This is a genomic window from Haloactinospora alba (genome assembly GCF_006717075.1).
GTDB classification, from domain to species: domain Bacteria; phylum Actinomycetota; class Actinomycetes; order Streptosporangiales; family Streptosporangiaceae; genus Haloactinospora; species Haloactinospora alba.
The window spans coordinates 2,867,522-2,893,718 of sequence record NZ_VFQC01000001.1; the positions used below are offsets into that span (position 1 = coordinate 2,867,522).

At 64.4% G+C, this 26,197-nt stretch carries 30 protein-coding genes and 1 pseudogene; 8 read left to right on the forward strand and 23 right to left on the reverse strand.

Translation table 11 applies throughout. From position 1 onward, the window contains the following. Positions 1 to 2: 2 nt before the first annotated feature. The 5 genes from FHX37_RS12860 to FHX37_RS12875 all read left to right on the forward strand — a co-directional run bounded on the left by FHX37_RS12860 (position 3) and on the right by FHX37_RS12875 (position 3,900). The gene (locus FHX37_RS12860; RefSeq protein ID WP_246062270.1) at positions 3 to 881 is read left to right on the forward strand and encodes a replication-relaxation family protein; all 879 of its coding nucleotides are present in this window, start codon (positions 3 to 5) and stop codon (positions 879 to 881) included. Continuing rightward, the gene (locus tag FHX37_RS12865) at positions 874 to 1,932 is read left to right on the forward strand and encodes a C40 family peptidase (RefSeq protein WP_141924115.1); all 1,059 of its coding nucleotides are present in this window, start codon (positions 874 to 876) and stop codon (positions 1,930 to 1,932) included. The genes FHX37_RS12860 and FHX37_RS12865 overlap by 8 nt, the downstream gene beginning before the upstream one ends. Positions 1,933 to 2,297: 365 nt before the next feature. Beyond that, positions 2,298 to 3,398 carry a helix-turn-helix domain-containing protein gene (locus tag FHX37_RS12870; protein WP_141924116.1) on the forward strand — a complete coding sequence of 367 codons (1,101 nt, stop codon included), beginning with the start codon at positions 2,298 to 2,300 and terminating at the stop codon, positions 3,396 to 3,398. 140 nt (positions 3,399 to 3,538) lie between these two features. Continuing rightward, positions 3,539 to 3,694 (forward strand): hypothetical protein, encoded by a 156-nt coding sequence (locus tag FHX37_RS22880; RefSeq protein ID WP_170181574.1) that lies wholly within the window; start codon positions 3,539 to 3,541, stop codon positions 3,692 to 3,694. Next, entirely contained in the window at positions 3,691 to 3,900 is a 210-nt protein-coding gene (locus tag FHX37_RS12875; protein WP_141924118.1) for a MerR family transcriptional regulator, read from the forward strand. The genes FHX37_RS22880 and FHX37_RS12875 overlap by 4 nt, the downstream gene beginning before the upstream one ends. A gap of 620 nt (positions 3,901 to 4,520) precedes the next feature. On the opposite strand, the gene FHX37_RS12880 is transcribed toward FHX37_RS12875, so the two are convergent. From FHX37_RS12880 to FHX37_RS12965, 19 genes are all read right to left on the reverse strand, one after another. Continuing rightward, complete coding sequence (locus FHX37_RS12880; RefSeq protein ID WP_141924119.1) at positions 4,521 to 5,501, reverse strand: N-6 DNA methylase; 981 nt, start codon at positions 5,499 to 5,501, stop codon at positions 4,521 to 4,523. A 490-nt stretch (positions 5,502 to 5,991) separates the two neighbouring features. Beyond that, the gene (locus tag FHX37_RS12885) at positions 5,992 to 6,315 is read right to left on the reverse strand and encodes a hypothetical protein (protein ID WP_141924120.1); all 324 of its coding nucleotides are present in this window, start codon (positions 6,313 to 6,315) and stop codon (positions 5,992 to 5,994) included. A gap of 44 nt (positions 6,316 to 6,359) precedes the next feature. Beyond that, the gene (locus FHX37_RS12890; protein ID WP_141924121.1) at positions 6,360 to 6,692 is read right to left on the reverse strand and encodes a hypothetical protein; all 333 of its coding nucleotides are present in this window, start codon (positions 6,690 to 6,692) and stop codon (positions 6,360 to 6,362) included. A gap of 167 nt (positions 6,693 to 6,859) precedes the next feature. Then, positions 6,860 to 7,378, reverse strand: coding sequence for a hypothetical protein (locus tag FHX37_RS12895; RefSeq protein WP_141924122.1), 519 nt, complete (start codon positions 7,376 to 7,378; stop codon positions 6,860 to 6,862). Between the two features lie 103 nt (positions 7,379 to 7,481). Beyond that, positions 7,482 to 8,279 (reverse strand): hypothetical protein, encoded by a 798-nt coding sequence (locus FHX37_RS12900; RefSeq protein ID WP_141924123.1) that lies wholly within the window; start codon positions 8,277 to 8,279, stop codon positions 7,482 to 7,484. Positions 8,280 to 9,125: 846 nt separating this feature from the next. Beyond that, the gene (locus FHX37_RS12905) at positions 9,126 to 11,696 is read right to left on the reverse strand and encodes an OmpA family protein (RefSeq protein WP_141924125.1); all 2,571 of its coding nucleotides are present in this window, start codon (positions 11,694 to 11,696) and stop codon (positions 9,126 to 9,128) included. Between the two features lie 12 nt (positions 11,697 to 11,708). Next, the gene (locus FHX37_RS12910) at positions 11,709 to 12,116 is read right to left on the reverse strand and encodes a hypothetical protein (protein ID WP_141924127.1); all 408 of its coding nucleotides are present in this window, start codon (positions 12,114 to 12,116) and stop codon (positions 11,709 to 11,711) included. Then, positions 12,113 to 12,532 (reverse strand): TadE/TadG family type IV pilus assembly protein, encoded by a 420-nt coding sequence (locus FHX37_RS12915; RefSeq protein ID WP_141924129.1) that lies wholly within the window; start codon positions 12,530 to 12,532, stop codon positions 12,113 to 12,115. The genes FHX37_RS12910 and FHX37_RS12915 overlap by 4 nt, the downstream gene beginning before the upstream one ends. Continuing rightward, positions 12,529 to 12,927 carry a pilus assembly protein gene (locus FHX37_RS12920; protein ID WP_141924131.1) on the reverse strand — a complete coding sequence of 133 codons (399 nt, stop codon included), beginning with the start codon at positions 12,925 to 12,927 and terminating at the stop codon, positions 12,529 to 12,531. The genes FHX37_RS12915 and FHX37_RS12920 overlap by 4 nt, the downstream gene beginning before the upstream one ends. Before the next feature lie 4 nt (positions 12,928 to 12,931). Continuing rightward, entirely contained in the window at positions 12,932 to 13,099 is a 168-nt protein-coding gene (locus FHX37_RS22885) for a hypothetical protein (RefSeq protein ID WP_170181454.1), read from the reverse strand. A gap of 19 nt (positions 13,100 to 13,118) precedes the next feature. After that, a complete protein-coding gene (locus tag FHX37_RS12925) occupies positions 13,119 to 14,015 on the reverse strand; it encodes a type II secretion system F family protein (RefSeq protein WP_246062271.1) in 897 nt (298 codons plus the stop codon). Next, a complete protein-coding gene (locus FHX37_RS12930) occupies positions 14,012 to 14,875 on the reverse strand; it encodes a type II secretion system F family protein (RefSeq protein WP_141924132.1) in 864 nt (287 codons plus the stop codon). The genes FHX37_RS12925 and FHX37_RS12930 overlap by 4 nt, the downstream gene beginning before the upstream one ends. Then, entirely contained in the window at positions 14,872 to 16,215 is a 1,344-nt protein-coding gene (locus FHX37_RS12935; protein WP_141924135.1) for a CpaF family protein, read from the reverse strand. The genes FHX37_RS12930 and FHX37_RS12935 overlap by 4 nt, the downstream gene beginning before the upstream one ends. Continuing rightward, a complete protein-coding gene (locus tag FHX37_RS12940; RefSeq protein ID WP_141924136.1) occupies positions 16,212 to 16,964 on the reverse strand; it encodes a P-loop NTPase family protein in 753 nt (250 codons plus the stop codon). The genes FHX37_RS12935 and FHX37_RS12940 overlap by 4 nt, the downstream gene beginning before the upstream one ends. Next, positions 16,964 to 17,620, reverse strand: coding sequence for an SAF domain-containing protein (locus FHX37_RS12945; RefSeq protein ID WP_141924137.1), 657 nt, complete (start codon positions 17,618 to 17,620; stop codon positions 16,964 to 16,966). Before FHX37_RS12945 ends, FHX37_RS12940 begins: the two co-directional genes overlap by 1 nt. A gap of 36 nt (positions 17,621 to 17,656) precedes the next feature. Next, the gene (locus FHX37_RS23590) at positions 17,657 to 18,442 is read right to left on the reverse strand and encodes a hypothetical protein (protein WP_246062272.1); all 786 of its coding nucleotides are present in this window, start codon (positions 18,440 to 18,442) and stop codon (positions 17,657 to 17,659) included. Beyond that, positions 18,436 to 18,981, reverse strand: a complete 546-nt coding sequence (locus FHX37_RS12955; RefSeq protein ID WP_141924138.1) for a hypothetical protein — start codon at positions 18,979 to 18,981, stop codon at positions 18,436 to 18,438. The genes FHX37_RS23590 and FHX37_RS12955 overlap by 7 nt, the downstream gene beginning before the upstream one ends. Before the next feature lie 258 nt (positions 18,982 to 19,239). Further along, positions 19,240 to 19,560, reverse strand: a complete 321-nt coding sequence (locus FHX37_RS12960; RefSeq protein ID WP_141924139.1) for a hypothetical protein — start codon at positions 19,558 to 19,560, stop codon at positions 19,240 to 19,242. A 684-nt stretch (positions 19,561 to 20,244) separates the two neighbouring features. Continuing rightward, entirely contained in the window at positions 20,245 to 20,691 is a 447-nt protein-coding gene (locus tag FHX37_RS12965) for an ATP-binding protein (protein WP_170181575.1), read from the reverse strand. Between the two features lie 132 nt (positions 20,692 to 20,823). Between FHX37_RS12965 and FHX37_RS12970 the strand changes: the two genes are divergently transcribed. Together FHX37_RS12970 and FHX37_RS23880 are read left to right on the forward strand one after the other, a co-directional pair. Beyond that, a complete protein-coding gene (locus FHX37_RS12970) occupies positions 20,824 to 21,726 on the forward strand; it encodes a Scr1 family TA system antitoxin-like transcriptional regulator (protein ID WP_170181576.1) in 903 nt (300 codons plus the stop codon). A 2-nt stretch (positions 21,727 to 21,728) separates the two neighbouring features. Continuing rightward, on the forward strand, positions 21,729 to 21,950 hold the full coding sequence (locus FHX37_RS23880; protein ID WP_170181577.1) for a DUF397 domain-containing protein: 222 nt from the start codon (positions 21,729 to 21,731) through the stop codon (positions 21,948 to 21,950). Positions 21,951 to 22,283: 333 nt separating this feature from the next. On the opposite strand, the gene FHX37_RS12980 is transcribed toward FHX37_RS23880, so the two are convergent. After that, positions 22,284 to 22,622, reverse strand: coding sequence for a hypothetical protein (locus FHX37_RS12980; protein ID WP_141924143.1), 339 nt, complete (start codon positions 22,620 to 22,622; stop codon positions 22,284 to 22,286). A gap of 171 nt (positions 22,623 to 22,793) precedes the next feature. Between FHX37_RS12980 and FHX37_RS23600 the strand changes: the two are divergent. Then, a pseudogene (locus tag FHX37_RS23600) lies at positions 22,794 to 22,976 on the forward strand (transposase); the annotation flags it as partial. 48 nt (positions 22,977 to 23,024) lie between these two features. On the opposite strand, the gene FHX37_RS12990 reads toward FHX37_RS23600, so the two are convergent. Genes FHX37_RS12990 through FHX37_RS13000 form a run of 3 tightly spaced genes read right to left on the reverse strand, consistent with a single transcriptional unit; the run spans position 23,025 to position 26,183 of the window. Beyond that, positions 23,025 to 24,134, reverse strand: a complete 1,110-nt coding sequence (locus tag FHX37_RS12990) for a hypothetical protein (protein ID WP_141924144.1) — start codon at positions 24,132 to 24,134, stop codon at positions 23,025 to 23,027. Between the two features lies 1 nt (position 24,135). After that, positions 24,136 to 25,389: a methyltransferase, FxLD system gene (gene fxlM, locus FHX37_RS12995; RefSeq protein WP_141924145.1), complete on the reverse strand. Its 1,254-nt coding sequence runs from the start codon at positions 25,387 to 25,389 to the stop codon at positions 24,136 to 24,138. Positions 25,390 to 25,400: 11 nt separating this feature from the next. Further along, a complete protein-coding gene (locus FHX37_RS13000; protein ID WP_141924146.1) occupies positions 25,401 to 26,183 on the reverse strand; it encodes a thiopeptide-type bacteriocin biosynthesis protein in 783 nt (260 codons plus the stop codon). Between the last annotated feature and the right edge of the window lie 14 nt (positions 26,184 to 26,197).

A 26,197-nucleotide genomic window follows, 5' to 3' on the forward strand; every position in this document is an offset into this window, starting at 1 on the left:
CGATGTCCGTCGTGCTGCGCCCCGACCACCGCACCCCCATCCGCCCCCGCTCCTCACCCGCGGTCATCAAGGCGTTGGCGCACCGGCTCACATCGCGCGACCGGTGGATGATGCGTATGGTCTGGCACCACCGTGTTTTGACCACCCCTCAGCTCACCACGCTCGCGTTTACCAGCTACAACACTGCTAAGGACCGCTTGGCGATCCTCTATGAGCTGCGGGCACTGGACCGGCTGCGCCCCTGGAACGCCCCCTGGCACTACGTTCTCGACGCTCCCGGCGCCGAGATCCTCGCTGCCGATAATGGGCTGACCCTGAGGGAGTTCGGTTTCCGCTCCGACCGCGCGCAGCGTCCCGTGAAAAGTTCGCACCTGGCCCACACGCTCGGCGTCAACCAGGTCTTCGTCGATCTCTACGCCCACACCCGAACCCCCGACCACCATGCCCACCTGGAGTGGTGGACCGAGGGCCAGTGCGCCTGGCATTACGGCGATATCGTCCGCCCCGACGCGGCTGGCACCTGGCAGGTCGGCACGTACTACACCAGCTTCTTCCTCGAATACGACATGGGAACCGAGCGGTTGCGGCGCCTGACCGCGAAGCTCGACTCTTACTCCGAACTCGCCGAGACCACCAATGTGCGTGGAGTCGTGCTGTTCTACTTGCCCTCACGGCGCCGGGAAGCCCAACTGCGTCGCGCGATTGGCTCCCGCCCTCCGGTACCGGTGGCCACCGCCGTTCACGGCGCTCACCCGGCCTACGCGGTATGGGCACGTGTCGACGACCCTGAGCTACGTCCGCGCACGCTTGTCGACCTCGTCCCAAAACCCGCCGTCGAACAACCTTTCCTGCCTGACCTGCCGGAGACCGAGGATGGCTAACCTTGGCTGCGGCGCCGCCCTCCTCGGTGCCGTTCTCCTCGCCGGCGTGGTGTTCAGCGCCCTCTCCGCCGCCGTCGACCTCCCCCAAGGCGCAGACGCCCCGGAGGAGGTCGACGGCATCGATGACACCCTTCTGGACGCCTACATCCGCGGCGCGCAGTACCTCGACACCGACGAAGGCTACGACCAGTGCACCGGCATGCGGTGGTCCATCCTCGCTGGCATCGGCGCTGTGGAGTCTGACCACGGAGCAAGCGTCACCATTAGTCCCGATGGGACCACGGATCCACCGTTCGTCGGTCCCCGCCTCGACGGCAGCGGCGTCGGCGGAAATGAGACACCCCACCATGACACCGACGACGGACGCTGGGACGGCGACACCGAATACGACCGCGCAGTCGGCGTTACCCAGCATTTACCGGCGTCCTGGTCCGACTATGGCGTCGATGCCACTGGTTCCGGGAAGGCCGACCCTCACAATGTCTACGACAGTGCGGCCAGTACTGCCGTGGAACTCTGCAAAAGCGCTGGCGGCGAAGCCGTGGACTTCTCCGACCATGACAGCCTCGCTGATGCGCTCTACAGGTACAACCCGGCTGAGTGGTATGTCGACGACGTCATGTCCGGGATCAAGGGCTATGACAGCATGTCCGCTGATCCTTCAGCTAAAGGCGGTAGTGAAGCTGGGCATGTCGCTGTCGAATGGGCCCTGGAGCAGCTTGGCAAGCCGTATCAGTGGGGTGGTGAAGGTCCAGACGTCTACGACTGCTCGGGCCTGACCATGAAAGCCTGGGAGGCGGCTAGCGTATCGATCCCCCGCGTGACGGTCGATCAGTTCAACCACGGTATCCGCGTCAGCTTGGATGAGCTACAGCCCGGAGACTTGCTGTTCTTCTATCGCGGCCCTGATCCGCAACCCGGCCATGTCACGATGTACGTGGGCGACGGAGAGATGATCAACGCACCGTCCTCAGGAAAAGTGATCCGGACCGACCCCATCGACATGGACTACTACGCCAGTGCGTTCGCTGGAGCGGTTCGCCCCGCCTGACCAGGGTCTCACCGCAGATGATGTTGCCTTACCGGTTTTACGGGGAATCGTTCCCCGGGATTCTACCTGGAGAGTTTCAGCAACCCTGGCGTGTGCAAAAGTTTTGGATTCCGACAATCATCACTGTTTTGCAGATTTTTTGAAATATATGTAGCCCGGTGTGCGCCATAGCGTACGAGCAGCTCCCGGATCAGGCTTATATTGAGATCGGACTGCACATGGTCCGCACGGGATGCGCCTTCAACAACGCCGAAGCCCCAACGAGGGGGACTGATTCGGTGCCTCTGCGGTGCTCGGTGACCTTCCGCCATGGTTAAGGCTCTGCTCTAACCTGATAGTGCGACCTACAGGAAGAGCAGAGCCTTATGAACGACTCTACACCCCGGGGGTTCGGTGACGAGGTCCGCGCCATCCTGGCGAGCCAACGCGTCAGCGTGCGCGCCCTCGCGCGGCGGACGAACTACGACCATGCCTACCTGTCACGTGTCCTGGCAGGGAAACAACGCCCTTCCCGGGACATGGTGGAAGCCATAGATGCCCAGCTCGGTGCCGAGGGGCAACTTACGGCGCTTTCCTCGAGTCATACGCCTGATACAGAAGAACGTCTTGTCAAGGCGACCAACGTTCCACGTCGTCTCGACGTATCTGCCGTTGAATCCCTAGCGAACATACTTACCCAGCAGCGACGACTCGAGGACGCGATCGGTTCAGCGCCGTTGCTAGAGCCGGTCAAGTCCCAGCTTGCTACGGTGAGCGAGCTTGTTTCCGGGGCTCGAGGAAGCATCCGTAATTCGATAGTCGATGTGGCATCCCAATGGGCACAGTTCGCGGGATGGTTGCACACCTCCAGCAAGAGCGACGACCACGGCTTCTACGACCAAGCTCTTTCCCTGGCGATGGAGTGCGGCAACGACGCCATGGTTTCTACCGCGCTGAACATGAAGTCGCATAAGGAATGGGTTCGGGGTAATCCAGCACCCATCGTGGGACTTTCCCAAGCTGCCCAACGCCATGGAACGCCCGGTGTCCGAGCCATGGCAGCACAACAGGAAGCCCGGGGCCACGCGCTGGCAAACGATGCCGACGAAACCGAACGATGCCTCGACAACGCTGAATCCTTGATCGAACAGGCCATAGAACACCCTGAGTCCGAACCGCCCTGGGTGTACTTCTACAGCCTGGATTATCTCCAGATGCAACGAGCCCGGGCATACATGTACCTCGGCTATCACGAGAGCGCCGCCCACCTGCTCTCAACCAGTCTCGACGCGCTTCCGGACGAACAGAAACACACCGAATGGACGGCTTGGTACAAGGTCGACCTTGCCAAGCTGTACCGGCACCTACATGCAACCGAGCTTGCGGAAAAGGTGTTGGAGGAAGTGCAAACGGTCGCTTCCACGACCCAATCAAGTCGCCTCGAACATCAGGCACAGCACCTAAAAAAGGCGTTTGGTGACTGGTGACAGCCACCCAGTCACCATTGGTCGTCTTATCCGAACCGATCGGTCACACGGATCGTGGCCTTATGGCTACTTCGTTGTCTTCCAGTGCACCGCCCTCCCGGGTGGGAATGCATGCCTCAACCGGGACTTCCCGTGAGATCATGTCCTGCGTGGAGGAACTCACCAGACGGTTTTCCCACGCCAAACCGCGTCCACCGTACGGCGACGGGCTCGACGACGTCCGCGCGGAACTATCCCCGCTGGTGCGCCAGTGGGTGGACCAGCACGAGGCGAACACGGTGAGAGTGGTCCGGTGAGTACCCCCGAAAATTGGCCCTCCCTCTTGCTGCGGCCCGGCGATGTCGCCGAGGCGTTCGGTGTGACCACCTCCACCGTCAACGCCTGGGTGCGTCAAGGCCACCTGAACTCTGTACTGGTCACCCCGGGCGGGCACCGTCGGTTTCGCCCGGAAGACGTATCCGCTCTGATGACCATCAACACGCCAGGGGAGGTGGAGTCGTGAGTCTGAGCCCTGAGGAGCCCCACCAGCTGCGTGTCTGCTGTCCGTACTCGGACGCCGCACCGACGACAGGGACGAGGGCACCGTGATGGTGGCCCGTCCGCAAGAGCGGAGGAAGCGGTAATAGACACGCGTCCCCCTGACCGGATGTCCGCGCCCGATCGATTCCCGCTCCTGGATGGTCATGGCCGACCACCAGGAGCTCAGGGCCGCGGGCTCTGCCGGACGGTCGGGCGGGTGGTGAACACGGTCGGGAAGCTGTTCCTCGATGGCACCTACGGACTGTTCGTAGACGTCGCTGGTTTGCGCGAGGCACGTCCAAGTCTCGCGCAGCTTCCCATCTGGCACCTGCGCACAGCTCCATCTGCCGTGGTACAGATGCCAGCGTCAGCCCTGGTGCGTACGCATTTCGTGTGCAATGCGTACGCACCAGGGCTCCCCACAGGCGACAGCGTGCTCCAACCGTCAGGCATGGCCCGGCGCTGTGTGCGTGAATGTCTCGGTCCGGCTCAGGCGTCGTTGTGTTGGTGGGCGATCTGGACGACCTGTTCACACTCACGTCGTGTATTCACTTCGGCCTCCTCGGCCGTGAGCGTTCCGAGAATGGTTCCGCTCGTGGTGGTCTATGGCGGGCCCTGCTGGTCTGGTCCATCTGAAGGCTGCTGGATGAGTGCTTCGGCGTCCTGTAGGGCCTGCACCAGGTTCTTGTCGCGACGAACCTGGCGGGCAAGCTCAATGGTTTCGCGACGTTCCGCTTGGGCGCGGGACTTCCACTCATCGGTCAGCACGTTGCCGACACCCAGCAGTACCCGCGGACCGAGGTCCCACAGCACGACGTTGACGGCTAGGCACGCGATGGCCAGTTCGTCGACGTCGGCCGCGATCCAGGTCACGGTGGCGGGATCACGACCGTGGGCACGCATGGCTTGGGCAGCGGCGCGCAGCATCCCTCCGGTTCCGGCTGCTGGCTCGTGCACCGACTGGCCTTCCTGCGGACCGCCGAGCATGCGTGCCATGGTGTCGGTGACGCTCGCGGGAGTGTAGAACTTGCCATGGCTTTCCGCGGCTTTACGCCCCCGAAGCAGGGTCACGACCTTGCCCAACAGGTCGACCTCACGGCGCAGCTCGGCATCGCCGGTGAGATGGAACTGTCCCTGTTTCACCGCAGTGTCTGCGACCATCTTGGCCGCATCCAGCTCACAAGCGCGCACCGGGTGGTCGCCGTGCCAGGGCTTCATGAGCGGCCAGGCACGGTTGAGCAGGTCGGGCCGGGCGTTGAGGTAGATCGCCCACTGTGTGCGCATCAGCGCGGCGAATTGGTCGGGCTCCAGAGCAACCACCTCCTGGGCCGCTTCGTCGCGGTGCTGATGGTGCGGGGCCAATATCGCCAGCACCGCGACGACGGAGACGGGAACCTCAAGCTCGCCATGCCCGTGGACGCGGTGCCAGGTATCGTCGACGGCCTCAGCTATGACAGTGGCGTGGTGGTCGGCATTTCCTGACGGCCGTGCGATGGCGATATTCCTCCGGTCTTGTTCCGAGGAGCCGTTCTCCTTTTTCTTCGATCCATCCATGATGACCACCAATAAAATCGATTCACGCATACATGAAGATACGGGATGAGCATCGGAATTGACGCCACAGTTACTGATGGATGTCCGCGCCGAAACCCCTCACTGATTGCCAACGCAGGGGAAAGGGTCTGCCCCGTGGTTCAGTCTGTATACGCCACACCATGTGCGGCCTACTGCGCACCTACGAAGATGATTGGCACTGATGGGATCGACATGCGGACTCCGAGGTAGCGCCGTCGTGCGTTAAACTGGTGGCGCTGGCATCCATCGATGGATGCCAGCGCCGATGCTCCACGAAGCGTCGGTGTTGGCGCCCGGCGGGTGTGTTGGCGACACTTCGGTGTTTCACTCGCCGGGTCTTTTTATATCTTTTTCTGATAATTTAACTCTTAATTCAAAGCATTCCATAACCATTCATTACCTTATTTTTCTTTTTCTGCGAGTTTTTCTGTTATCTTGCTGACATTAAGCGGAGAAACAAAATCGCTCCGAGGTGACGGGAAATGATGTTGGGATTCGCCTAATCGGAACGGTTCACACATGGTCCACATATCCGAATCTCGTCGCCATCCAGGAGATTGCCGCAGTGTTGGCAGCCGTCGTGCGTGGCGAGGTCCTCATCGAAACGATCGCTGGCATCGGCCATGAGTTCTCCGGCGTCGACGCCTGCGGCCTCGCACAGGTGCAGTAGATCCGTCAACAGTTCTGTAGCGGCATCGGCGACGGCGTCAGTGCTGGTAGCGAGTTCGACGAGGTCGGTATGGAGTGTGTGGGAACGGTAGTGGGCCAAAGTGGCGATAGCCCGAAGTCCTTGGGCCTGGTTTCCAGAGCGCAGGAACATCACAGGATCCCTCCTTCATCGGTGAGGGGTTGGCGAGAGATCTGGGTTTAGTTGTCGGCGTGTTCAACGCTGATGCGCCCGGCGTGCAGACTCCAGCCGTTGAAGGTTGAGGGGGAGTCACTCATTACTGCCTCTAAGCGGGCCGCAAGGATGTCGACAGCCTGGGCACCGGAGGTGGCCAGGCATCGCGCCTCGATAAGCGCAGCGCCGTCGTATGGGGTGATCTCATATCCCAGGAGCGGAAGCGGCCCATCAGACTGGGCGCTCAGTGGCGCGAGCGCCACGTACAGCGACGCATACACGCCAGCGGAATCCATGTGGGTGACGGTGGAGGTCTCCTCGATTGTCTGGGCGAAGATCTCGATGAAGAGCACAGCCATCGTGTTCTCTCCTCGGTCGGTATCACCGGCGGGCGGCGCGATCCGAGCCCGGGTGGGTGATTGTTTCTTCCGTGGCGTCGGTGCTGGGACCGGACGATTTCCGCAGATGGCGTGGTCAAGGAGGGTGCGGGCCGGGAAGCCGGTCCCGGCCCGCACAGCGGGGATCGCTAGGCGGCGTCGGTGTGCCGCAGGACCGCAGGAGGAGGGCCCAGCAGATAGGTTCCGGGGTGTAGCGCGGTCGTCTCCATATGGGACATGGGTTCGCCTGTATAGGGCACATGCATCACGAGACGGCCGGCCAGCTCACTGTCGGCATCAGCGGGAACGCGGCGAATCGTCAGGGCGAAAGCTCCGCGCGGGTCCCCCACGGAAAGAGTCACGGTAACCGAATCTTGTTCGGTGTCGGTAGTAATGCCAGCGCCGTTGCACCATGACAGCGCAATCCGCTGCGGATCGTGGGTCCCATTGGCGAAGTCGGGGTCGCTGTCGTCGGTGGGTTCGAATTCGGGGCAGCACGCGCCCCAGCGATCGGTTTCGAAACCGCGCGGAGTTTCGCTTAGCTTCTCGCCGCACGCGCGGCACCGGTACTCAGTCGCGCAGGCGTCGGGGTCAATCTCCATACGAACCGAGACGTCTTCGTCCAAGACGGTAACCGGTTCGCCGTCTACGGTCAGACCAGCAAACATGACACAGCTCCCCACAGCACACAGCAGGAACAGACAGATCGTCGAAGGGGGGAAGCGGGTCACCCCGCAATCGGAGAGAGGGTGACCCGCCGCTCAACAGTGGTTAGAAGACGAGGAAACCCACACGGCCGGTGGCACAGTTCGGGCATGCAATGGTGGAGCCGTCGTGGTCGTCAGCGTCGTCGAACTCGAACCCCTCAACATCGTTGCCGTACTCAGGCTGGAAGTGCCAAGAACCGGACTCAGCGAACCAGCGTCCAGCGCACGCGTCACAACCGGCCAGGCAACTAGAGGCAAGGAACCCTTCGTGTTCGACGACCCAATAGAACAGGACATCATCAGCGATGCCCGGTTCACCCTCGTCTGCCGTGTCGAGTCCGGTCGCACCGACATACGACAGGGCGAAATCGCCAACGAACGCCACCAGGTAGGTTCCGGTCTCTATCACGTCGGTTCGGTCAGTGATCGACCAGTGGTCGGCATAGTCCAGGATGGAACCAGACCAGCGGTAATGCACTGTGACCAGTGAGAACGGACGCGCAACGCGCACCACAGTCAGTACGCGCCCCTTATCGAGGTAGGACGTTCCCGTCGTTTCGGAATAGACGTCGTAGGTTTCGATGAATCCGACGTCTTCCAGCTTGCGCAGAACTCCCGATTCGTGGCGCTCGGAAACTTCGGGCCACTCGTCGTCACGTGGCGGCCCGGGGCGGAAGTCCTCACGATCCACGCGCGCAAAAGGCGCAACAGCAAAAGCGGCGTCTTGCATGCTTGCTGTTTTCAGGGCTTCACTCAACCGCGCGCCACGCTCAACATCGCCCGAGTCCAGAACCTCGTTAACCGTGTCACGCGCGGAAACGGACAATGAGAAGCGCGAAACATCAACATCCATGACTGTCATGAAAAACAGCTCCACAAAACGGTGTTGGCTACCAAGTCAGAGTTTGGGGTTGGCGTCCCGTTCCCTGACACTCCCTATTTTAGTTTGCCACACATAAAAGACAAGGGCCATGGATTGATTTCTTTGGATAAATTTTGGGGGCGCCACAAACACGAAAACGTTCATCCAAAGCGAACCACAAGCCACAGGGATCCATAAACACCACCTACACTGACAAACAAGGCCATAATTCTATAAACCAAAAGAACGATCAGCGAAAAATAGAATTGCCACTACAGAACATTGCTACTTCCAATTTCTTGCATCGCCAATACCTCTCATCCGCATACCGTCCGTGCGCCCTCAACAATTTTCCAGGGTGCCTACGGCACCTGTCCGGGGCAGGACTGGGGGATTCTATACATAGGGTGACCTGCTCCTTCTTATGTGCAACCCTCCCCCAGTCGGCCTGGTGGAGGGTGCAGTGGAGGGCAAGAGGACCCCATGACGGAAAGACGAAAGCGCATAAAAATCCGACGCAAGAAAGCAAAACGCCATGTCTATTCACCAGACCGCCACCCAAAGGGGCGGGGGTAGGATCAGATCCGAGTCGAGGCCGGTGGTGGAAACTGAGAATCTACTCCCACGCGAGAATCAATGAGAAAAATTTCCACTTCCCCGAATTCTGGAGTTCGATCTCATCAACAAGGCCAACGAAGCTCGGCTGGCACATTCCGCTTCGCGAGTCTTGCGAACTGTCGCTTCGCCCCTGCACCGACATACGGATTCACCGGTTTCCCGTCGAGGGTTACAGTAGCTGACAGCACCGGGATATGTGCCGTTTCGAAATGTCGGGGAGAGGAAAGTTCAGTTGCTTCGTTTCGCCTCGGCTACGAGCTCGCTCACATGGGGACTGGGGTCGGTGTCGATGCGGCGCAGTTCCCCGACACAACGCTGGTAGGCGGCGTGGGCCTCCTGGTTCTCCCCGCGGGTGAGGTGGTGCCGAATCAGCTCCTGGTGTGTGTCCTCGTTGGTGGGATCGAGCTCGACCGCGCGCTGCAGGATCGAAACCGCTTCATGGGGATGGGCCCCAGCGAGCTGGGTTGCGTGGTGACGCAGGGTCCGGACCAGACGTTGCTGCAGGCGGATGCGGGTGGGTTCGATCCAGGGATAGTCGGCCTGGGCGGCGAGGTCACCGGTGTACAGCGCAAGGACAGACTGCACGTGGGAATGACGTTGCTCCTGGTGATCGGCATTTTCCGCGGCCTCCAGCGCTGCGGTGAATTCCCACAGGTCGACCTCGACCAGTGTCGGTTCGAGAACGTAGGTATCACCGACACGAGTGATGATGGTCGGCGCGTCCTGGCCCTGGCTGGGGCGTAACAGGTGGCGCAGGCTGCTGACGGCGTCGTGGAAGCGGTGGGTCACACGACGCGGGTCCTGCTGGGGCCACATGTCCTCGATCGCGTGGTCACGGCGTATCCCGTCCGGGTGGACGGCGAGGTAGGCGGCGACTTCGTAGGCGCTGTTGCGCCGTACGTCCACTCGTGTGCCGTCCACCGTGATGTGGACCCGCCCCAACAGGTGCAGGCGCACCGGCGGTTGTGTCGTCTTCTGTTCGGCGCGCTCGGCCGCCTTGGCAGTGTGTGGTTTCTTCTCCTCCTCGCCAGCCGTGGTGGTGTGTTCCGGCGTTGGTTCGTGCTCGGAGGAAGCGGGAGAGGCGACCGTGGACTGGTCGTGGAGCAGGTGTGTCAGGTCCGGAACAGCGCAGGTGGGCCAACGTGCGCCGTGTAGGTGGGGCCGGGGCGGCGCGGTCTCGGTGATCGTGCCGTGGTCCTCAAGGGTCAGGGTTTCGCCCGGCGGCCAGCTCTCCAGTAGTAGGGCTGTGATGTCCAGGTCGGTTGTGGACAGGAGCAGAGCTGCCAGGTCTTCTTCGTGATCGGGATGTGGTGTTGCGACGAGAACCACCGGAGGAAGCGTTCCGACTCTGCCGGACCTGCGCAGCTCGGCCACTGTGTCCACCCCGGCCTCACGAAGCTGGTGCTGGCGTTCCACCGAGTAGGTGTGCAGCAGGTTCATCGCCGCAGGTAGCGAGTCGAGTACCTCGATGGTGGGAACCTGGAGCTGGGTGAGTAACGTGCGTCCTTCCTCGCCGAGGAGCATGGGGACGTCCTGGCTACACAGGAGAACGTGGACCTCGGCACGAGCGGGAGCTGTGTGTTGGAGGGCGGCGGCGATCAGAGCGCGTGCGGAACCGTGGGCGCCGGCCCCGGTGACCCCCAGCCCGGGGGACCGCGTTAGCTCGAGTGCCAGTTGACCGTCGAAGCGGAGTGGACCTTCATCCGCGGGTTCGGAAACCTCGGGGGTCTGGGGGTTGTGGGGCGACTCGTCTGTGCGGACTGGAGGTCCTGCCGCGCTGGCCGCCGAGGGCTCGTTCTGTCGTGATGGTGCCTGGTTTCGGAGACGGCGGCGTGCGGCCAGCGCGTAGCCGCCGACCGCGCCTGAGGCTGCGGCTGCGGCTGCGGTCAGGCTGAGTGTGGCTCCGGAAGGCAGCAGTAGGACCACCGCCTGTTGTTCCTCGTCGCCCGGGTCGGTGGACTCAGGCTCGGGTTCCGGCGTGGGTGCGGGGGAGGTGTCTTCGTCGGCGGAGGGCGGCGGTGCGGGGGTGATGGCATAGGAGATGTCCACGCGACGTTGGCTCGCCGCGTCGCTGTCGGGAAGCGGGTCTTCCTCGCCCTTACCCCGGGTTTGGATGGTGGGCGCGTTCTTACCGAGTTGGGAACGCAGATGACTGGCGACCGCTTCGGCGCGGCGGTGGGACAGTTCCCGGTTGTAGGCGGCATCGCCTGCGGTGTCGGTGTGGCCGGTGACCACTACAGGTTCGTCGGCTGTACCGTGCTCGGCTATCAGGTTGATCGTGGGCACAAGGTCGGTCTCCATTCGCTGGGTGAGGGCGGCGTCGTCGTAGCCGAACCCACTCAGGGTGCGGCTACGGGCGATGTCCCCACCCGCTTGTGCCTCGTTGCGTTCCGATACGGCCGTGCCTCCATCGGAGGAAGTCTCCTGGCCTGGGGCTGCGGGGGCCGGTGGTGCGGCGGCGTGGGCGGCCGGGGTCGCCAGGGTGGCACCGAGCGCTGTGGCTGCCACGACCTGTAGCGGCCCCAGTGGGCGTGTCCGGGGTGGCCCTCCGCGTAGCCAGGCGAGAACCTCGAGAGCTGCGGCAAGCAGGTACGTTCCCCACACCACCCACAGCGCTGTTATGAGCAGGGCGGTGGGAATCCCCGGCGGCAACCGGCCGCTGTGCGCGTACACCTGGATCGTGGTCCAGGACAGGTCCAGATTGGGCCAGCTCATCACGTTGATGAGCAGGTAGGGGGTTCCGGCCAGTAGCGCGATGCTGGTCGCCAGCGCTGCGAGTTGGCGAAGACGGTGGAGCATGGCGGCCTCGGATCAGTCGGCGGTGGTGTGCGGACTGGCGCTGGCACTGGCTTCCAGCGTGCGTGTTCCGACCGGCACCAGCGTGAACGTGTGGGTGGTGCGGGCGGTGACCGTGACGGTGTCGCCCTCTACACGAGCGGTTCCGTTCGCGTCGGCCTGCTCGAGGAACGCCTGTGCGGTGTGTCGGGCGTCTCTGGGGGCGAGGGTGCTGTCCTCGCCGGCTCGGTAGGCGGCCAGGTCGAGCTGTTGCGCGCCGGCGCGGGCGGCTTCCTGAGCCAGGAACAGAGCACTGCTGCGGGCCGCCAGCGCCTGTCCCCCCTCATAGACCAGCGCGAACAACAGCGCCAGCTCGGCGGTGACAGTGACGGCGAACGCTGTGACCTGTCCCTGCTCGCTTCGGTTGGAGTGGCTGCGTCTCATGGGTTTTCCCGGTAGGTGTCGACGACTGCGGTGGCCTGCCCTTGGGCGGCGTAGGTGCCGGGGACGGCAAGCTCGGAGAGGTCGGCCAGGTCGGCGTGGCAGGTGACCGAGACCCTTACCTGTGCTCCGGGGCGAAGGCCGTCCGTGGCGACGTCGAGGTCATGGCGTCGGCATGCCAGATCGTGCGTACGCATGGCGTTCGCCGCCGCGTTCTCGGCGGCGGTGTGTGCCGCCTGCGGACTGCGTTCCAGAGAAGCCGCTCGGGCTGCGGCGTGGGCTGCGGCATCAGTACCCGACTGGGCAGCCACCACGCGCAGGGCCAGTACCACCAACAACACCAACGCGAGGAACAGCGGGGTGAGCAGGCTGAGTTCCACCGCGGCACCGCCGTGCTCGTGGGGACCTTTCGTGCTCATGGTCCGGCTCCTGCTTCGGGTATGCGTTCCACTGGCGCGGAGAGCTCGTGGGTCACCGGCCAGGACGTCCCGGGGACAAGGCTGGGAACACGTGCCTCCACCCGGATTTGGGCGGTGGTGGTGCTGCGTTGTGTCGTGACGGCGAGGTCGGTGAGGAGTTTCCCGGAGAGCTGTTCGGCGGCCTGTTCGGCCTGGGCCTGTCCGCTGCGTTCGCTGGCATCCGCAGCGCGGGTGGCGGCCAGCCCGTGGGTGGCGATGGTTTCGGCGACCTGGTGGCCATGGGCCCACACGGCGATCTGTGCCACCGTCATCAGCAGCAGGAGTAGCAGCGGTGCAGCGATCGCTACCTCTGTGCTGCCGCGGTCGTTGCGGATCCTGCGGGCGGGGAGAGCCATGGGGCTACTCCAGGGTGATCTCGTCGACCCGTTCCATCACCGCGTCGGAGATCACCGCGACCGCGCCCACGGCTAGGAGCGCCAGGAGTGCGGTCACCACGACGGCTTCGGTGGAATAGCCGCCGTCAGTCCGGAGGTGGGGGGTGAATAAGGCGGCGACACGACGCATCATGGGCGTTCTCCCTTCGTTGCTAAAGGGTGGTGGTGATGAGGCTCAACGCCGGATAACCGATCATGATCAGGAATCCTGCGAACAGGAGGACGACGGGTAGGCTCATGCGTTCGGTGGCCGAGTGGGCGTCGGCCTCGAGCTGGGCGAGATGCTGGGTTCGAAGCGTGTGGGCTTTGGCGGACAGGGAGGCGCGTACGCGGGCGCCGTCGGCTCCGGCCAGGCGTAGGCTGGCGGCCAGTTCATCGAAGGCGGCCACGTCGTAGCGAGCGCCCAGTTCTCCTAGCGCCTGCCACGGGGCTTCGCGGCGCAGAGCCGCCTGGTGCAACGCGGCGCGGATTCGGCTCATGGCCCATCCGGTCCCGGACTGGCTGGCGTCCTGGAGCGCGCCGTTGACTCCGGCACCGCCGGCCAGAGAGATGACGACGAGGTCGGCGAAGGCCGCGGCGGCGTGGCGCAATTCGTCTCGGTTGCGCTCCGCTTGGTTGCGTAGTGCCAGGTCAGGTGCCAGCCAGCAGATCAGAGCGAACACCGCCCACAGTCCGCCTGCCACGGGGGTGGTGATGCTGATTCCGGCCAGGGTCAGCACCGTTGCCAGCAGGGGCGGAACCGTGATCGCCACCAACCCGGCTGCGGTCTTCTCCGCCAGGTAGGAATCCGGGGTGCGATCACACACCGCAAGGCGGGCTCGGGTGTGTGCGGTGGGCAGACCGAGGGCGGAAAGCAGGGGGACGCCGCTGCTGCCACAGCGTGAGAGCCAGCCCGCCGAGGCAGGTGGGAAGGTGGTGCTGTCGGGGCTGGGCGGATCCGCGAGGCGTTCGGCCAGACTCGGCCGGGTGTGGCGGATCATGAGCAGAAGCCAGACGCCCAAGCCGATGACTGCTCCGCTGGCCCCAGCCGTCACTGTCACAGTGTTCACTGGACCACCTCCTGCGTGGTCTGTGGACGCAACACCCGTGGTCCCAGGTCGCTACGGGAGAGGCGGGCGATCCAGCCCAACGCTGTCGCCCACACGGCCCCGATCACAGCCAGTACGAGTTGTCCCAGGAGTCCGTCGTAGGGCTGCAGGTAGTCGGGGTTGAACGCCAGCAGCAGCGTGGCCATGACGGTGGTGGTAGCGGTGATGATGCGCATCGCGGTACGCACCCGCATCCGGGTCGCTGCGATCTTGACCAGCATGCCGGCCTGTTCGCGCGTGCTCGAGGCCAGACTCGTCAGAAGCGTCCCCAGATCGGCGGCGTAGCGGTCAGCCGCCCGGGAGAGCGCTTGGGCCACCACATCGGCGGTGGGAACATCCACCTCCTCGGCCCACTCCGCCAGGGCTTGTGTGGCGGAACGTCCCTGACGTACCTGATCGGCCAGACGCTGCACCGAGGCGCGGATCGGTTCGGGAGCGATCGGCGCGGTAGTGGTAATCGCCTGCTGCAGACCGGAGGCACTGGCCATGAGGTCACGAATCTGTTCGGTCCACGCGGCCACCGCCTCGATCCGGGCAACGCGCGCCTGGTGTGCACGGTCGGGCCCCAGCACGGCAGGCAGCCACCACGCGCCAGCGATGCCGAGGAGTCCTGCCACCGGCCAGCCGGTTACCACCCACATCCCGCATCCCGCGGCTGCGCTGGCCGCCAGGCGTAGCCCACGGTGGCGTTCCCGCATGGTGCGCCAGAGGCGGACGCGGAGGTTCGTACCCGCGGTCGGAACCAGTGCTGCCAGAAACAGCGCGAGACCGGCTCCTCCCAGAGCGCCAGCGAGCACAGCGACACCGACGGAGACACTCATGGAAGCCACCCCGCCACCTCGGTGTTCTGCAGTATGCGGGTGGTGTCGAAACCGGACTCGGCGAGCGTCTCGACGGTGTCCGGACTGGGCGGGCTCGCCTGCAACAGGCGGCCGTCGCGGCCGCGACGGTAGATCTCGTTGGAGGACACCTGGGTTCCGTCAGTGCCCACGATCTCGCGCACGCTGGTCACTACCCGCTCTCCGCGAGGGCTGGAGGACAGGTGCACCACCAGGTCCACGGCCGGACCGAACAGCATCGCCACCTCCTCCCTGCTCACCGGATGGGGCGCATCGACGGCATAGGCACAGAACCGCGCGAACGCATCGGCACTGGAGTCAGCGTGCAGGGTCGTCAGCGAACCTTTGTTCCCCTGGGTCATGGCCTTGAGCAGGGGAAGCGTTTCCTCACCCAGGGTTTCGCCGACGATGACCCGGTCCGGGCTCATCCGCAACGCGGCACGCACCAGCTCCGACATCCGCACCTCGCCCTGACCCTCCACATTGGGCGGACGCGCGTGCAGGGCAACACAGTCCGGGTGGGCTTCGCTGTCGTGTTCCAGCCCCAGTTCCGGGGTGTCCTCGATCGTGATCACCCGCTCCAGGGCAGGGATCTCCGAAGCCAGCGCCCGCAGCAGGGTTGTCTTGCCCGCACCGGTGGCGCCGGTGATGACGATGTTGCACCGGGCACGCACCGCTGCCCGCAGCAGTCCCACGAGCGCGTCATCCAGCGTTCCCATCCGACACAGCTCGCCCAGGCTGGTGTTGCGGTGATGGTGGCGGCGGATGGAGACAGCAACGGCGTGGGAGACATCCATCACCGCATGCAGCCGCGACCCGTCGGTCAGGGGAAGGTTGAGGATGGGCGCGGCCGGGTCGAACCGCCGCTCCCCCGCGGGAGAATCGGCGGCCAGACGACGCACCAGGGCGGCCAGTTCCTCCTCGTTGTCCACCACCGGTGGACGCTCCTCGCGGCTGCCGTCGGTGTGCCGTACCCACACCCGTGTCCCGGTCAGATTGATGTTCTCCACGTCGGGCTCGGTCAGCAGGTCTTCCAGAGGGCCCAGTCCACACACTCGGGCCACGGCACGCCGGGCGATCTCGGACTCGCTCTCGGGATCCAGTACCGCGTTCCCGCGCGAAACGGCGTTGGCGGCGGCCTGTTCCAGCACGGTCCGTACCACCGATATCGCACGTTGGCGATACTCCGCTGCGGAGAACACGGCCTGACCGGTAGTGGTGTCGTTGAGTTGGCGGCTGGCCTCCTCAGCCACGTAGACGACCCAACGGGTGAAACGGTCGTCACCAGTGGCATCGCCGGGGGACGGGGTGAACGTGGTCATGACGCCCCCGTCCCAGCTGGCTGCAGGACCGCGTGGTGGAGGTGGTGTGCCAGGCCCCGGCTCGCTTCCATGAGCCGGCGCCGGCCGAAACGCGCGGTGCCCTGCCCACGAATCAGGGCAGCCCCGCGGTTGTCCAGGGGAATACGAGCGGCGACCGGGACCTGTATCGCCTCGGTGAGCTCCCGGGATGATTCGCGGCGTCCCACCACCGCCACCACGGGGTTAGCGATCGCCGCACATATCCCGGGGAGGCTGTCCTGTAGTCGTTTGAGCTGGGCGAGATCCTCTGTGGTCACGAGGAGAACCGCGTCGATCCCGGGGGCGGCGGCAATGTGGGTTCCGGACGTGCGTGGTGTCAATCGGCCCACGTCCACCACGGTGACCGCTGCATCCGTGGAAGACAGCACGCCAGGGTGCTGTGCCAGGAGTCGTACGGCTCCTGCGGCCCGTTCCGCGGTAACCGGTGCGAGGCACACCCGCACGCCTCCCGGAAGTACTTGGCTGCGTGACAGTGGGTCCACGCCGCTTTCGCCAGGCCCGGAAGAGGAGTCGTGGCGGGCTGCTGCGGCCAGTTCCACCATTCCGGGAGCGGTGGGCATGTGCCACCAGGCGCCCACATCCCCGCCGGAGGCGTCCGCCTCCACCACGACCGCGGGTCCTTCGGCGGGCCATGTGCTCGCCAGGGCCACAGCCAGCGTTGTCACACCCGGTGCTCCGCCCAGCGATCCCACGGCAACCGTCGCTCCCATCACGGCACCTCCCCAGCCGGGGTCCGTACGAGGGCGACACGGTTGGCGGCAGTCGCCCTGCTCACCTCACGGGCGTCTGCCTCCGCCACGAGCAGTTCCACCCTGGCTCCGTCACCTTCGCTGGCGGTCAACGACTGCACCCGCGCGCTTACTGCTGCGTCAGAGGGATGCTCCTCGGTCTGTCCCTCCTTCGCAGTCGTGATCACCGATACCGGGGAGCCCTCCCGCAGGGAGGAGGGGTACTGGGAAGGTTCCACGACGGCGCCCACCACGACGTGTCCCGGCTGGGGGTAGGTGTCTGGTTCGACCAACGCCGTCTCGGCGAGAAGCATCCCCTCGACCATGGGTGTCGCGACCGTCTGGCCCACGACGCGGTCCATGTGGGTGCTGGGAACCGCCGCCACCTCCTCGGATCCGGCGATCTCCGCCACCCGCACGTCGTCCGGGCTCACCACTTGGCCCGCGGACAGGTCACCCGCAGCGACCAGTACCCCCTCGCGGTGGTCGGCCTGGGTTACCGCCCACCCCGCTGTTCCCGCTCCGACAAGCATCAGAGCCACAGCCAAGCTGACCCTGCGCCAGCGACGCGCTCCTGTTCCCAGCAGCCGTGACTGCTGGGTCGCGCGTGTCTCACCGTTCGCTGTTCGTTCCGACATCGCGATCCCTTGCGCGCTGCGTATGGTGTTCCTGCGCTACTCCACTCCTGTCACCAGCCCGTGCGACTCGACCACAGTCACCTCCGTGCTCTGGGAAGTCACCAGTGGGTCCAACTCCCCACCTCCACCAGGGCCCTCCCAGCTGACCTGCCAGACCACCTCTACCTCCAGCGCATAGGTCCCCCTCGTCTCATTGATCGATGAGCGGGTGTAGGTGTGGCCGCACTCCGGTGAGGACTGCTCCGGGTCATGCTTGGCCGGAACGTAAGCCACGCCCCCGTCGCATTTCACCGTTTCCCCGTCGCCCATGTCCCACAGGGCCCGCGTGGGCTCGGCGGTCACTGATACCGCGCCACCGTCGACCTCGGCCTCAGCCGAGTACGGCCGCCAGCTCTCCTCGTCCAGCCACAGCCACACCGGCACCTGCACCAACAGGTTCTGGTCTGCTGCGGGCGAGCTCGCCAATCCCGGTGTGGGAAGCCGTAGAGAGTCTCGGGCCGTGTCGGCGGCCGCAGCCGGATCTGTTTCCGCATCCTGTGCTGCGGGAATCGTGGTTTCGCACTCTTGAGTCATCCCATCGACCTCTTCGCAGGTCGGATCCGGTTCGGACGTCTCCTGGCCGGTTCCCGCGTTGACCTCTCCCCCATCACTGGGAGGTTCGGGTTGGGAACTCTCACCGGACTCGGCTGAGGCTTCGCATCCCGTTTCGTCGCACTCGGCGTTGCCTTCGAAGAAGTCCGGATCCGCCCATGCGGGGAGTGGAAGCGCCAGGACAGCAGCCGTCACCCCGAGGGTCACGATGCCGCGTCCTGGCTTCAGCATGATCCGACCTGTCCCAGAAGCAGCTCGGAAACGCGCCAGGACAGTCCGTCGAACTCCACCGTGGCCTCGGCCCGCCGGTGAATGGGATCCTCGGGTTTCTCCTCGACGAGCTCGCCCGTGTCGGCGTCCTCCCGCAGCCACTCGGTGGAGTCCACACAGTCTTGAACCTCGGCTGTACCCTGCTCGGTCTCGATCTCGACGACGTCGGCGGAATGGGACGTGTCTCCGCGTGCGACCGCGTTCTCCTGGACCCGCTCCTCCAGGCTCTCCTGTGCGAACTCCAATGCCTGGTCGGTGGCGTAGGGCTCCAGTGCGGAATAGTCCGGGTCAGTGGTGTGGGACTGGGTGACGATGACCTCCCACATGCCCGTGTAGGCATTCAGGACCCGCTCCTCGTCCGACGGTGAGGAGGAGGACTCCGCGGGCGAGTGCGACGTGGGCGAGGGGCTCGGATTCCTGGTGCCGCTGTCCGGAGAACAGCCAGCCACCGTCAGGACGAGCAGTGTGCTGGCGATTCCTCGCACACCATGACGCGGCACAGTCCGGCTCCTCTCACGAGGTATCGCTACGAACCTGCGTGGAGTGCCGAGGTTAGTACCGAGGGTGATTATGCCCAAGAAAGTCGTAGGACGATTACCAGCGAAAACATAAAACTCACTCGAAAGTAAGCACAGAGAATACTGCCGCCACGACGCACACTCTCGGAACGCCAGTCTCCACATACCTCTTCACCACTGTCGTGGGAGCGAGCGAAAACGGTGCTGTCAGCGACTATCTCCGGAGGGCACGCGCGACAGTTACGCGCCGGCATCTGTTTCCGGAGACCGGTGCAGTTCCTCCACCTCGGCTGTCAGCGCTGCCACCCGAGACTGAAGGTGTCGCACACGCGCTTCGAGTTCGTTGGAGTCGTTCGTTGCTGTGGCGGCGAGTTTGCTGGTGGCGATGGTCCGGAGAACGTCGGTGACCCGGTCCAGTGCACGGCCGGTTCCGCGAATCAGGCTCTTGCCCGAGGAGGTCAGGCCGCAATGCATGCACACGGCGTCCTTGGAGCTCGTGGCAGGTCTGGTGTGATGCTGTTCGAAGACGGGGCCCGTGTCGCTGGAAGGTGACTGCAACAAATGGCTTTTCTAGGGGGACACGAACACGGTGGGACTGTCCGGTCCTGCCGGAGGTGGAGAGGATGCAGGACCGGACAGCCAGTGAGGACCGCTCGCTCCGGGAGTGGCACGAGAGCGAGCGGTCCCGACCTCCACGCGAGCCCCCTCACATCGCGTGGAGGAGTATCAGCCCGAGGAGTACTCCCATTTGTGGGAAGAGTCCCGGGGTTAGGCGGCCTGCAGCGATGGGTCCAGGTATGCCCGTGATCTCTGGGGTGTACGTGAACGGTCGGCGCAGCGGCGCTGTGTCGATGGGTACGGGGAAGGTTCCGTGTGCAGGATCCGGTCCAGGCTTCCCAAGGTTTCGGCGGTGATGATGTAGTCCCCGGCCTGGGCCGCGGGGCGGTCTCCCACGGTGCCGATCGTCCAGGCTGGCCACCGCCGGTGCATCGGGTGTCCGGCGAATAGGGGAACGAGCACTGGCACAGCCAATACAGCAGGATCGTTCGTTTGCGACTCCGCAAGCTGTGAGTGCGGGTGTGTCCTCGTTGGCATGGTGGTTGCCTCTAAAGCCGATTCTTCACGCGGATGGAGGCGTTGAGACAGGGGGCGGAACGGCCGGTTGTTGGCGCCTTGAAGCGTCGATCCAAGTTCTGTGGTGAACGGTCCGTTGCCTGTTGGCACGGATCACCCTCGTGGGGCTTCTCATACAGAGGGGCACAGAGAGTCTGTGGTGTCCCAGTCAAGTTCGAACCACGTGAGCGAACCGACAGGCCGGGGGATGAACTCCCACCGCTTGCAGAACGCATCGATGATGCTGAAACCACGCCCGTGTTCATCGAGAGGACCGGCGGCGGTGAATTCCGGGAGCGCAACGGGTGCTTTCGGACCTGCGTCGATGACCAGGCCGCGCAGCAAGACGGGATAGCAGATCACGATGACCTCGTAGATGCCGCCGGCTTCTCCGGAGCGACTGTGTTGGATGGCGTTGCTTGCGGCCTCGGCGAGAACGTGTTCGGCGTAGATCCGAATGGAATCTGGGGCGTAGTCGAGCTGGTCGCGTAGCCACTGTCGCAGCCGGACAAGTTCGTGGGGTGTCCCGGCTGCATGGCAGTGCAGCCGCTGAATTTCCTGAGCAGACATGCTGATCACCCAATAACGGTGTGGGGACCGTTCCTGTGCTGGAGGCCACAGCATGACACCGGATGGACCTATATGCAAGCTTCCATTTGGAACATTCCATATGGGTCCATCCACGTATGGCTATGCTTTAAGCTGCGGATCATGGCGCGTCGAGGATCCCGACAGGACGAAACTACGAACAGCACTGGGCGACCAACCGTCGCCCGATGGGAACTGGCCAAGCGGTTGCGGGCACTTCGGGGAGAGCGCAGCTTCAACGAGGTCGTCAAGGCCGTGCGCACTGCGGGAAGCAGCCTGAGCCGTTGGGAGAACCCTGGCGAAGGCGGGTCCGTTCCCGGACAGCTGGCGTTGGAACGGCTGTTGCACCACTACGAGGTCGACCAGGAGACCTGGGATCGGATGCTAGAGCTGCGCCAGCAGGCCAAGGTGCCTGGCTGGTGGCAAACGCTCGACGTCGCTGAGTACTACGGCACCTTCATGGCTCTGGAAGAGGCCGCTACCGACATCCGCACATGGCAATCGCAGCTGATTCCTGGACTACTACAAACCGAAGAGTACGCACGCGCGGTCCTGAAAGCGGACAACTCGGATCGTCCTCCCGACGTTGTCGACTATCACATGGACATACGCGCCCAACGTCAGGAAAGGTGGAAGGCTGACGACAACGGTCCCCATATCTGGGCCATCATCTCCGAGGCCGCCGTTCGCCCAGCCGTCGGCGGAAACGCAGCCATGGCGCGCCAACTGCACCACCTCATCAGCATGGCAGACCACCACCGTGTCACCCTGCAGGTTCTGCCGTTCAGCGTAGGCACACATGCGGGAATGGTGCTGTCATCTTTCGTTATTCTGCGCTTGGCCGAGGACTTGCTGTCGACCGTACACCTGGAAGGACAGGGCGCCAACCTTTTCCTGGACAGCAAGGATGACCTGGCCGAGTACGGATCGCGCTTCAATAAACTCCGTGCGGCAGCACTGGGAACAGCAGCTACATGCGAGTTCCTTGCGAAGGTCGCCGAGGAATTAGAGAAGGAAAATCTCTGATTATGCCACCAGAAGAGTTCCGTTCCCGCGCCAATGGGAGATGGACCAAATCCACTTTCAGTGGCCCTAATGGTGATTGTGTATTCGTGGCACGCGTCGACAATACCGTCGGGATCATCGAGACCGACGATCCCGACGAGTCCTCTGCCCCCATCGTCCTTACACCGCTGGAGAACTTCCGCAAGTTCTTGGCAGGCGCCAAGTCTGGCGAGTTCGATTTTTAGCAATTCTTACTTACACAGCAAGATTGCTTTATCCTGCGGTATCGAACCTGAGCGTTTCGGATCCCTGGCCGAGATGACTGCCGGCCTGCCGCTCGGCCCAAGCGTTCAACGACTCCGCTGATAACGCGCATCGGCAAGACCGATCGCCAGCGTGGATATGAGCCCAGCGCCCTCGACTCTTGCATTTTCGGGGTGGGGCCGGTTTGTGATGTCTTGCGGTGTAGGTGTGCATGCGTCGGCCCTCGCCGAGTGAACTCGGCGAGGGCCGACATTAGTCATGATCGTAGCTCGCCCCCTGTCACTGTTACTCCTACTTCGGGAAGCGGAGCAGGCTCAGTGATCCTTCAACAACGGCCAGGATTGACTGTCGGTGAGATTGCAGGGTTCCTCGAGCCACTCATCGCCTTCCTCGTTGGTCTTGGCGCACATATCGCCTTTGAAGAACCAGTACCCAGCGTCGCTGCCAGCGCACCAAGTGACCGCGTCGAAGTTCCCCTCGGCGAGATCGGTCCCCTGAAATATCGGCCAGGCTTCGGGGGCAGTGATTTTGCTCTCGCCGCCGGCCAGAGTTTTCGTTCCCGCCCGGTCAGTCTTGATGCACCTGTTTCCCTTGAAGAACCAGTACCCCTCAGGGTCCCCGACCATGAAAGGCAACAGCGTCAGGGCTGTCAAAACTGGAAGACAATGAGACCTCCTGACTCCCCAAGGGCCACGACGCACCGCCTGGTGTTGGACAAGTTCGGCTCCCGCGGGGGCTGGACTTTTCACGGTGTGCCATCGACTCGGTCGAACATACGAGCAATCGAAGAGCAGGAGCTCACCGGTCCCAATCGAATCCATCAAGCCCGTATCCGCCGAGCAGTGAAGACCCGTGGCCACTTCCCTAACGAGCAGGCCGCCCCGAAGTGCATCTATCTGGCGCTGATGAGCCTGGATCCCAACGGCACCGGCCGCAAGCGCTGGACCAACCGTTGGGAAAAGGACCTCAACGCCTTCAAGGGGCGCCTTACCGCGACACACCGATAACCAGAACAATAATCACACCGTTATCTTTACAGGCCCGCATTGGTTGGCTCATCCTCCAAAACGGTTCAGTGCTCGGGTGAGCACCGTCTCGCTGGTGTCGAGTGCCTCCTCCACCCGCGTGCGAAGCCAGGCCGGGATAGTACGGCTTCCCAACGCACACCTGCGCACCACCCCGGTGAGATCACTGGCCTGACTGCCGGTGAGAAGCCCGGCGCAGTACTCGTGGGCCACAAACTCGCGGGCGGCGTAGCCATCCCGGCTGGCGGTCACGTGGTGACGAAGGTCCGCGGCGATAGCCCACCTCGCGGGATGGTCGACATCGGCGAGGGCATCGATCACGGACAGGCCCAGACGGGTGTGGAAGACCTCCAGCCCACTGGCTGACACCCCCTGCCGCATGTAGTCGCACAGGGTGGCGATGTGCTGCTCGAAACGCTGGTGGGAGGGCCCACCGCAGAGCACGGCCAGACAGGCGGTGACGGCATCCTCCCAGGGCTCGCCGGGCTGCGTGTCCTCGATCAGGGCCAGGGCGCCGTCATGGTCGGCGGTGGTGGCACAAGCGATAACGGCGACTTGGCGACCGTCGAGCATACGGGTGCCGACGCCGTTGTAGCGGCGCAACCGGGTGCAGGCCTCGTTCCAGCGGCCGGCGCTGGCCAGAGCGCGGGCACCGGTGGCCAACAGGCGGGCCCACAACCACCTGCGGATCTCGTGGTGGGTGTGCGAGGAATCGGTCAGGGTGGCGGCGGGCAAGGTGAGGCCGTCGATGGTGGCATCGGTGCGGTTCGCGATGGCGGTGAACAGCTCCTCCAGCAGGGTGAAGGCGTGCTCGCCGTGTCCCGCACGGATCCGCAGCCGGGCGAGGTTGATCAACGGTTCCAGGGCGCGGCGACTCGCTGGGGCTCCCAGCGGGTGGGTGCGCAGGTAGATCGAGGCGTGCCGGTGGCACCAGTGGCGGGCCAGGTCGGACAGGCCGATATCGGAGGCCAGCAGCGCTGCCAGGTTGAACACGGTCGAGGCCGCCGAGCTGTCGTCGGTCTGCTCGGCGGCGCGGGCACGCTGCGTCAGGTCCGCGACCCGGTGCTCCAGTGGCAGGCAGGAGGGCCGCGGCCGGGCGAGCAGGGGAAACCGCAGCGCGGCCGGTCCGGTGGCGTCCATGTCATTCCCAAGTGACGGTGATCGCGTGGTGGCCGCGTTCCAGGACGAACGTGCCCTCCTGTGGGGCGGCGGCGGGTGGTGTGTCGGGGATGGTGATGCGCACGTTGCGGGTGCGGAAGTGCTGGTTCCAGGTGATGATTTGGTCGGCGACATGTTCGGCGAGCTCGCTCCCGCCGGGGCCGTGGCCGATGACGCCGATCTCGAAACGCCTCTCGCCTTCAGGGGTGGGGGTGGTGGGGCGCAGCGTGAGATAGGCCAGGCTGCCTTCAGCGGTGGTGGTGGCCATGGCCACGGTGGGAAACATGGGTTCCACGAGGCCGCGGTCTTTCGCGCTGGCTTGGACTTCCATGCGCATGATCGGGTTGGTGAGGCTGAGGGTCAGCCACAGGTAGAGCCATTCGACGGATTCGCCTGGGGAGAACCAGACACCGGTCCAGGTGTCGTGGCGTGGGCTGTCCAGAACTCCGGTGAGGGTTTCGGGGGTGGTGGCTGGAGTGTTGTCGGCGTGGGGCTGCAGGGTGACCTCGCCGGTGGTGGTCAGGTCGATGCTGGAGCATATGTCGTCGGCGATACGGCCGCGCAGTGGCATGAAGGTGCACATGTCGCTGTCGCGGGCGGTGTAGCCATTGGTGTCGCGTTCGATGGCGATGCTGCGCGAGGCCGCTCCGGCCAGACGCAGTGGTACGACTAGGCGGCCGGTGGGGGCGAGCTGGTCCAGCCACGCCTGGGGGATCTCGAAGGCGCCGACGGTGGCGATGATGCGGTCGTAGGGGCCAGCTTCGGAATGGCCCAGTGCACCGTCGCCGAGGATCACTTCGGTGTTGGTGACACCGGCGGTGGCCAGGTGTTGGCGGGCGCCGTCGACGAGGTCGGTATCGACGTCGATGGTGGTGACGTGGCCGTTCTCGCCGACGAGTTGGGCCAGTAGGGCGGCGTTGTAGCCGGTTCCCGCTCCCAGTTCCAGGACGCGGTGTCCGGGTTCTACGGCGAGTTGTTCCAGCATCAGGGCCACGATGCGCGGTTGGGAGGCGGCACTGATCGCAGCACGGGTGGCGTCGTCGTGTTTGGTGTAGACGGGGTCGTCGGCATAAGCCGTTTCCAGCGCAACGTCGGGGAGGAACAGGTGGCGGGCCACCGAACGGAGGGCGTTGTCGACTGGGGCGGTGCGCACGGTGTCGTTGCGGAGGCGATCAGCCAGTGCGGCGCGTAGCTCGGAGGCGGAGAGGGAACGGTTGTTGCTTACGGTAGTTGACATGTTACGGAACCTTAGTCGGTGTCGGTGTGGAAGACGGTGTTCACGGCCAGGCGGGCCAGTGTGGCCTGGTCGGTTCCGGAGAGTCCGGCGCGGTTGGCGTGGAAGATGAAGTGATGGGCCAGTACGGCGCGCAGGCCGCGCTGTAATCGTCCGTTGCGGGCGAGGGCGGCGAGTTCCTGACCGGTGTTGTGGAAGGCATCCGCCCATGTGGGGGACACGATCTCTGGCAGGGTGTCGGGGTTTGTGGTCATCAGCCGCCGCATCGCATGTTGCAGCGTGTTCGACGCGTCCGGCGCGAGGTCGTGGGTGGTGGGACGCAGGTCGGTGATCTTTGCCCAGACGTCGCCTTGTTCGGCCCAGTCTTGTCCTGCTGCGCGTAGCAGAGTCGTGAAGAGCAGGACCGTGGTTTCGCGCTGCCCAAGGGCTGGGTGGTGTTTGGAGGCTCGGGTGAGGAGGTGGCGGCTGTCGTGGTGGAACAGCTCATGGGCGGCTTCCATGGCTTCGGGGCCGCCGAAGGCAAGCGTTTCGGGTTCGTAGATGCCCTGGGCCCAGTGGGTCAGGCAGCCGTCGGCGGCCAGCTTCTCCAAGAGTTCGGCAACCACGGTCACGTTGGTGTGGGCTGGTTGGTAGCGCAGGCGCCATGCGGGGGTTTTGCGGATATACCACCAGGTATGCAGCAGTCTGGACTCGTGGGCGCGGGCCAGTTCGGGGGCGATGTGGCGCGCGGTGATCTCCGCGGCTGAGGCGGGGCTGGTGAATTCGATCATGTACTGGTGCCAGGTCGAAGGCTGCATGGGAGTCGAGGTTC

Bases quoted from the DNA above. Each gene is read 5' to 3' on its own strand.
- FHX37_RS12990 (WP_141924144.1), bottom strand. From the start codon at position 24,134: ATGGACGCCACCGGACCGGCCGCGCTGCGGTTTCCCCTGCTCGCCCGG.
- FHX37_RS12900 (WP_141924123.1), bottom strand. From the start codon at position 8,279: ATGACAGTCATGGATGTTGATGTTTCGCGCTTCTCATTGTCCGTTTCC.
- FHX37_RS23880 (WP_170181577.1), top strand. From the start codon at position 21,729: ATGCCACCAGAAGAGTTCCGTTCCCGCGCCAATGGGAGATGGACCAAA.
- FHX37_RS12915 (WP_141924129.1), bottom strand. From the start codon at position 12,532: ATGAGCACGAAAGGTCCCCACGAGCACGGCGGTGCCGCGGTGGAACTC.
- FHX37_RS12945 (WP_141924137.1), bottom strand. From the start codon at position 17,620: ATGTCGGAACGAACAGCGAACGGTGAGACACGCGCGACCCAGCAGTCA.
- FHX37_RS12860 (WP_246062270.1), top strand. From the start codon at position 3: ATGTCCGTCGTGCTGCGCCCCGACCACCGCACCCCCATCCGCCCCCGC.
- FHX37_RS12910 (WP_141924127.1), bottom strand. From the start codon at position 12,116: ATGAGACGCAGCCACTCCAACCGAAGCGAGCAGGGACAGGTCACAGCG.
- FHX37_RS13000 (WP_141924146.1), bottom strand. From the start codon at position 26,183: ATGCAGCCTTCGACCTGGCACCAGTACATGATCGAATTCACCAGCCCC.
- FHX37_RS12935 (WP_141924135.1), bottom strand. From the start codon at position 16,215: ATGACCACGTTCACCCCGTCCCCCGGCGATGCCACTGGTGACGACCGT.
- FHX37_RS22880 (WP_170181574.1), top strand. From the start codon at position 3,539: ATGTCCTGCGTGGAGGAACTCACCAGACGGTTTTCCCACGCCAAACCG.
- FHX37_RS12905 (WP_141924125.1), bottom strand. From the start codon at position 11,696: ATGCTCCACCGTCTTCGCCAACTCGCAGCGCTGGCGACCAGCATCGCG.
- FHX37_RS23590 (WP_246062272.1), bottom strand. From the start codon at position 18,442: ATGCTGAAGCCAGGACGCGGCATCGTGACCCTCGGGGTGACGGCTGCT.
- FHX37_RS12930 (WP_141924132.1), bottom strand. From the start codon at position 14,875: ATGAGTGTCTCCGTCGGTGTCGCTGTGCTCGCTGGCGCTCTGGGAGGA.
- FHX37_RS12940 (WP_141924136.1), bottom strand. From the start codon at position 16,964: ATGGGAGCGACGGTTGCCGTGGGATCGCTGGGCGGAGCACCGGGTGTG.
- fxlM (WP_141924145.1), bottom strand. From the start codon at position 25,389: ATGTCAACTACCGTAAGCAACAACCGTTCCCTCTCCGCCTCCGAGCTA.
- FHX37_RS12920 (WP_141924131.1), bottom strand. From the start codon at position 12,927: ATGGCTCTCCCCGCCCGCAGGATCCGCAACGACCGCGGCAGCACAGAG.
- FHX37_RS12880 (WP_141924119.1), bottom strand. From the start codon at position 5,501: ATGCGTGAATCGATTTTATTGGTGGTCATCATGGATGGATCGAAGAAA.
- FHX37_RS12870 (WP_141924116.1), top strand. From the start codon at position 2,298: ATGAACGACTCTACACCCCGGGGGTTCGGTGACGAGGTCCGCGCCATC.
- FHX37_RS12865 (WP_141924115.1), top strand. From the start codon at position 874: ATGGCTAACCTTGGCTGCGGCGCCGCCCTCCTCGGTGCCGTTCTCCTC.
- FHX37_RS22885 (WP_170181454.1), bottom strand. From the start codon at position 13,099: ATGATGCGTCGTGTCGCCGCCTTATTCACCCCCCACCTCCGGACTGAC.
- FHX37_RS12895 (WP_141924122.1), bottom strand. From the start codon at position 7,378: ATGTTTGCTGGTCTGACCGTAGACGGCGAACCGGTTACCGTCTTGGAC.
- FHX37_RS12890 (WP_141924121.1), bottom strand. From the start codon at position 6,692: ATGGCTGTGCTCTTCATCGAGATCTTCGCCCAGACAATCGAGGAGACC.
- FHX37_RS12970 (WP_170181576.1), top strand. From the start codon at position 20,824: ATGGCGCGTCGAGGATCCCGACAGGACGAAACTACGAACAGCACTGGG.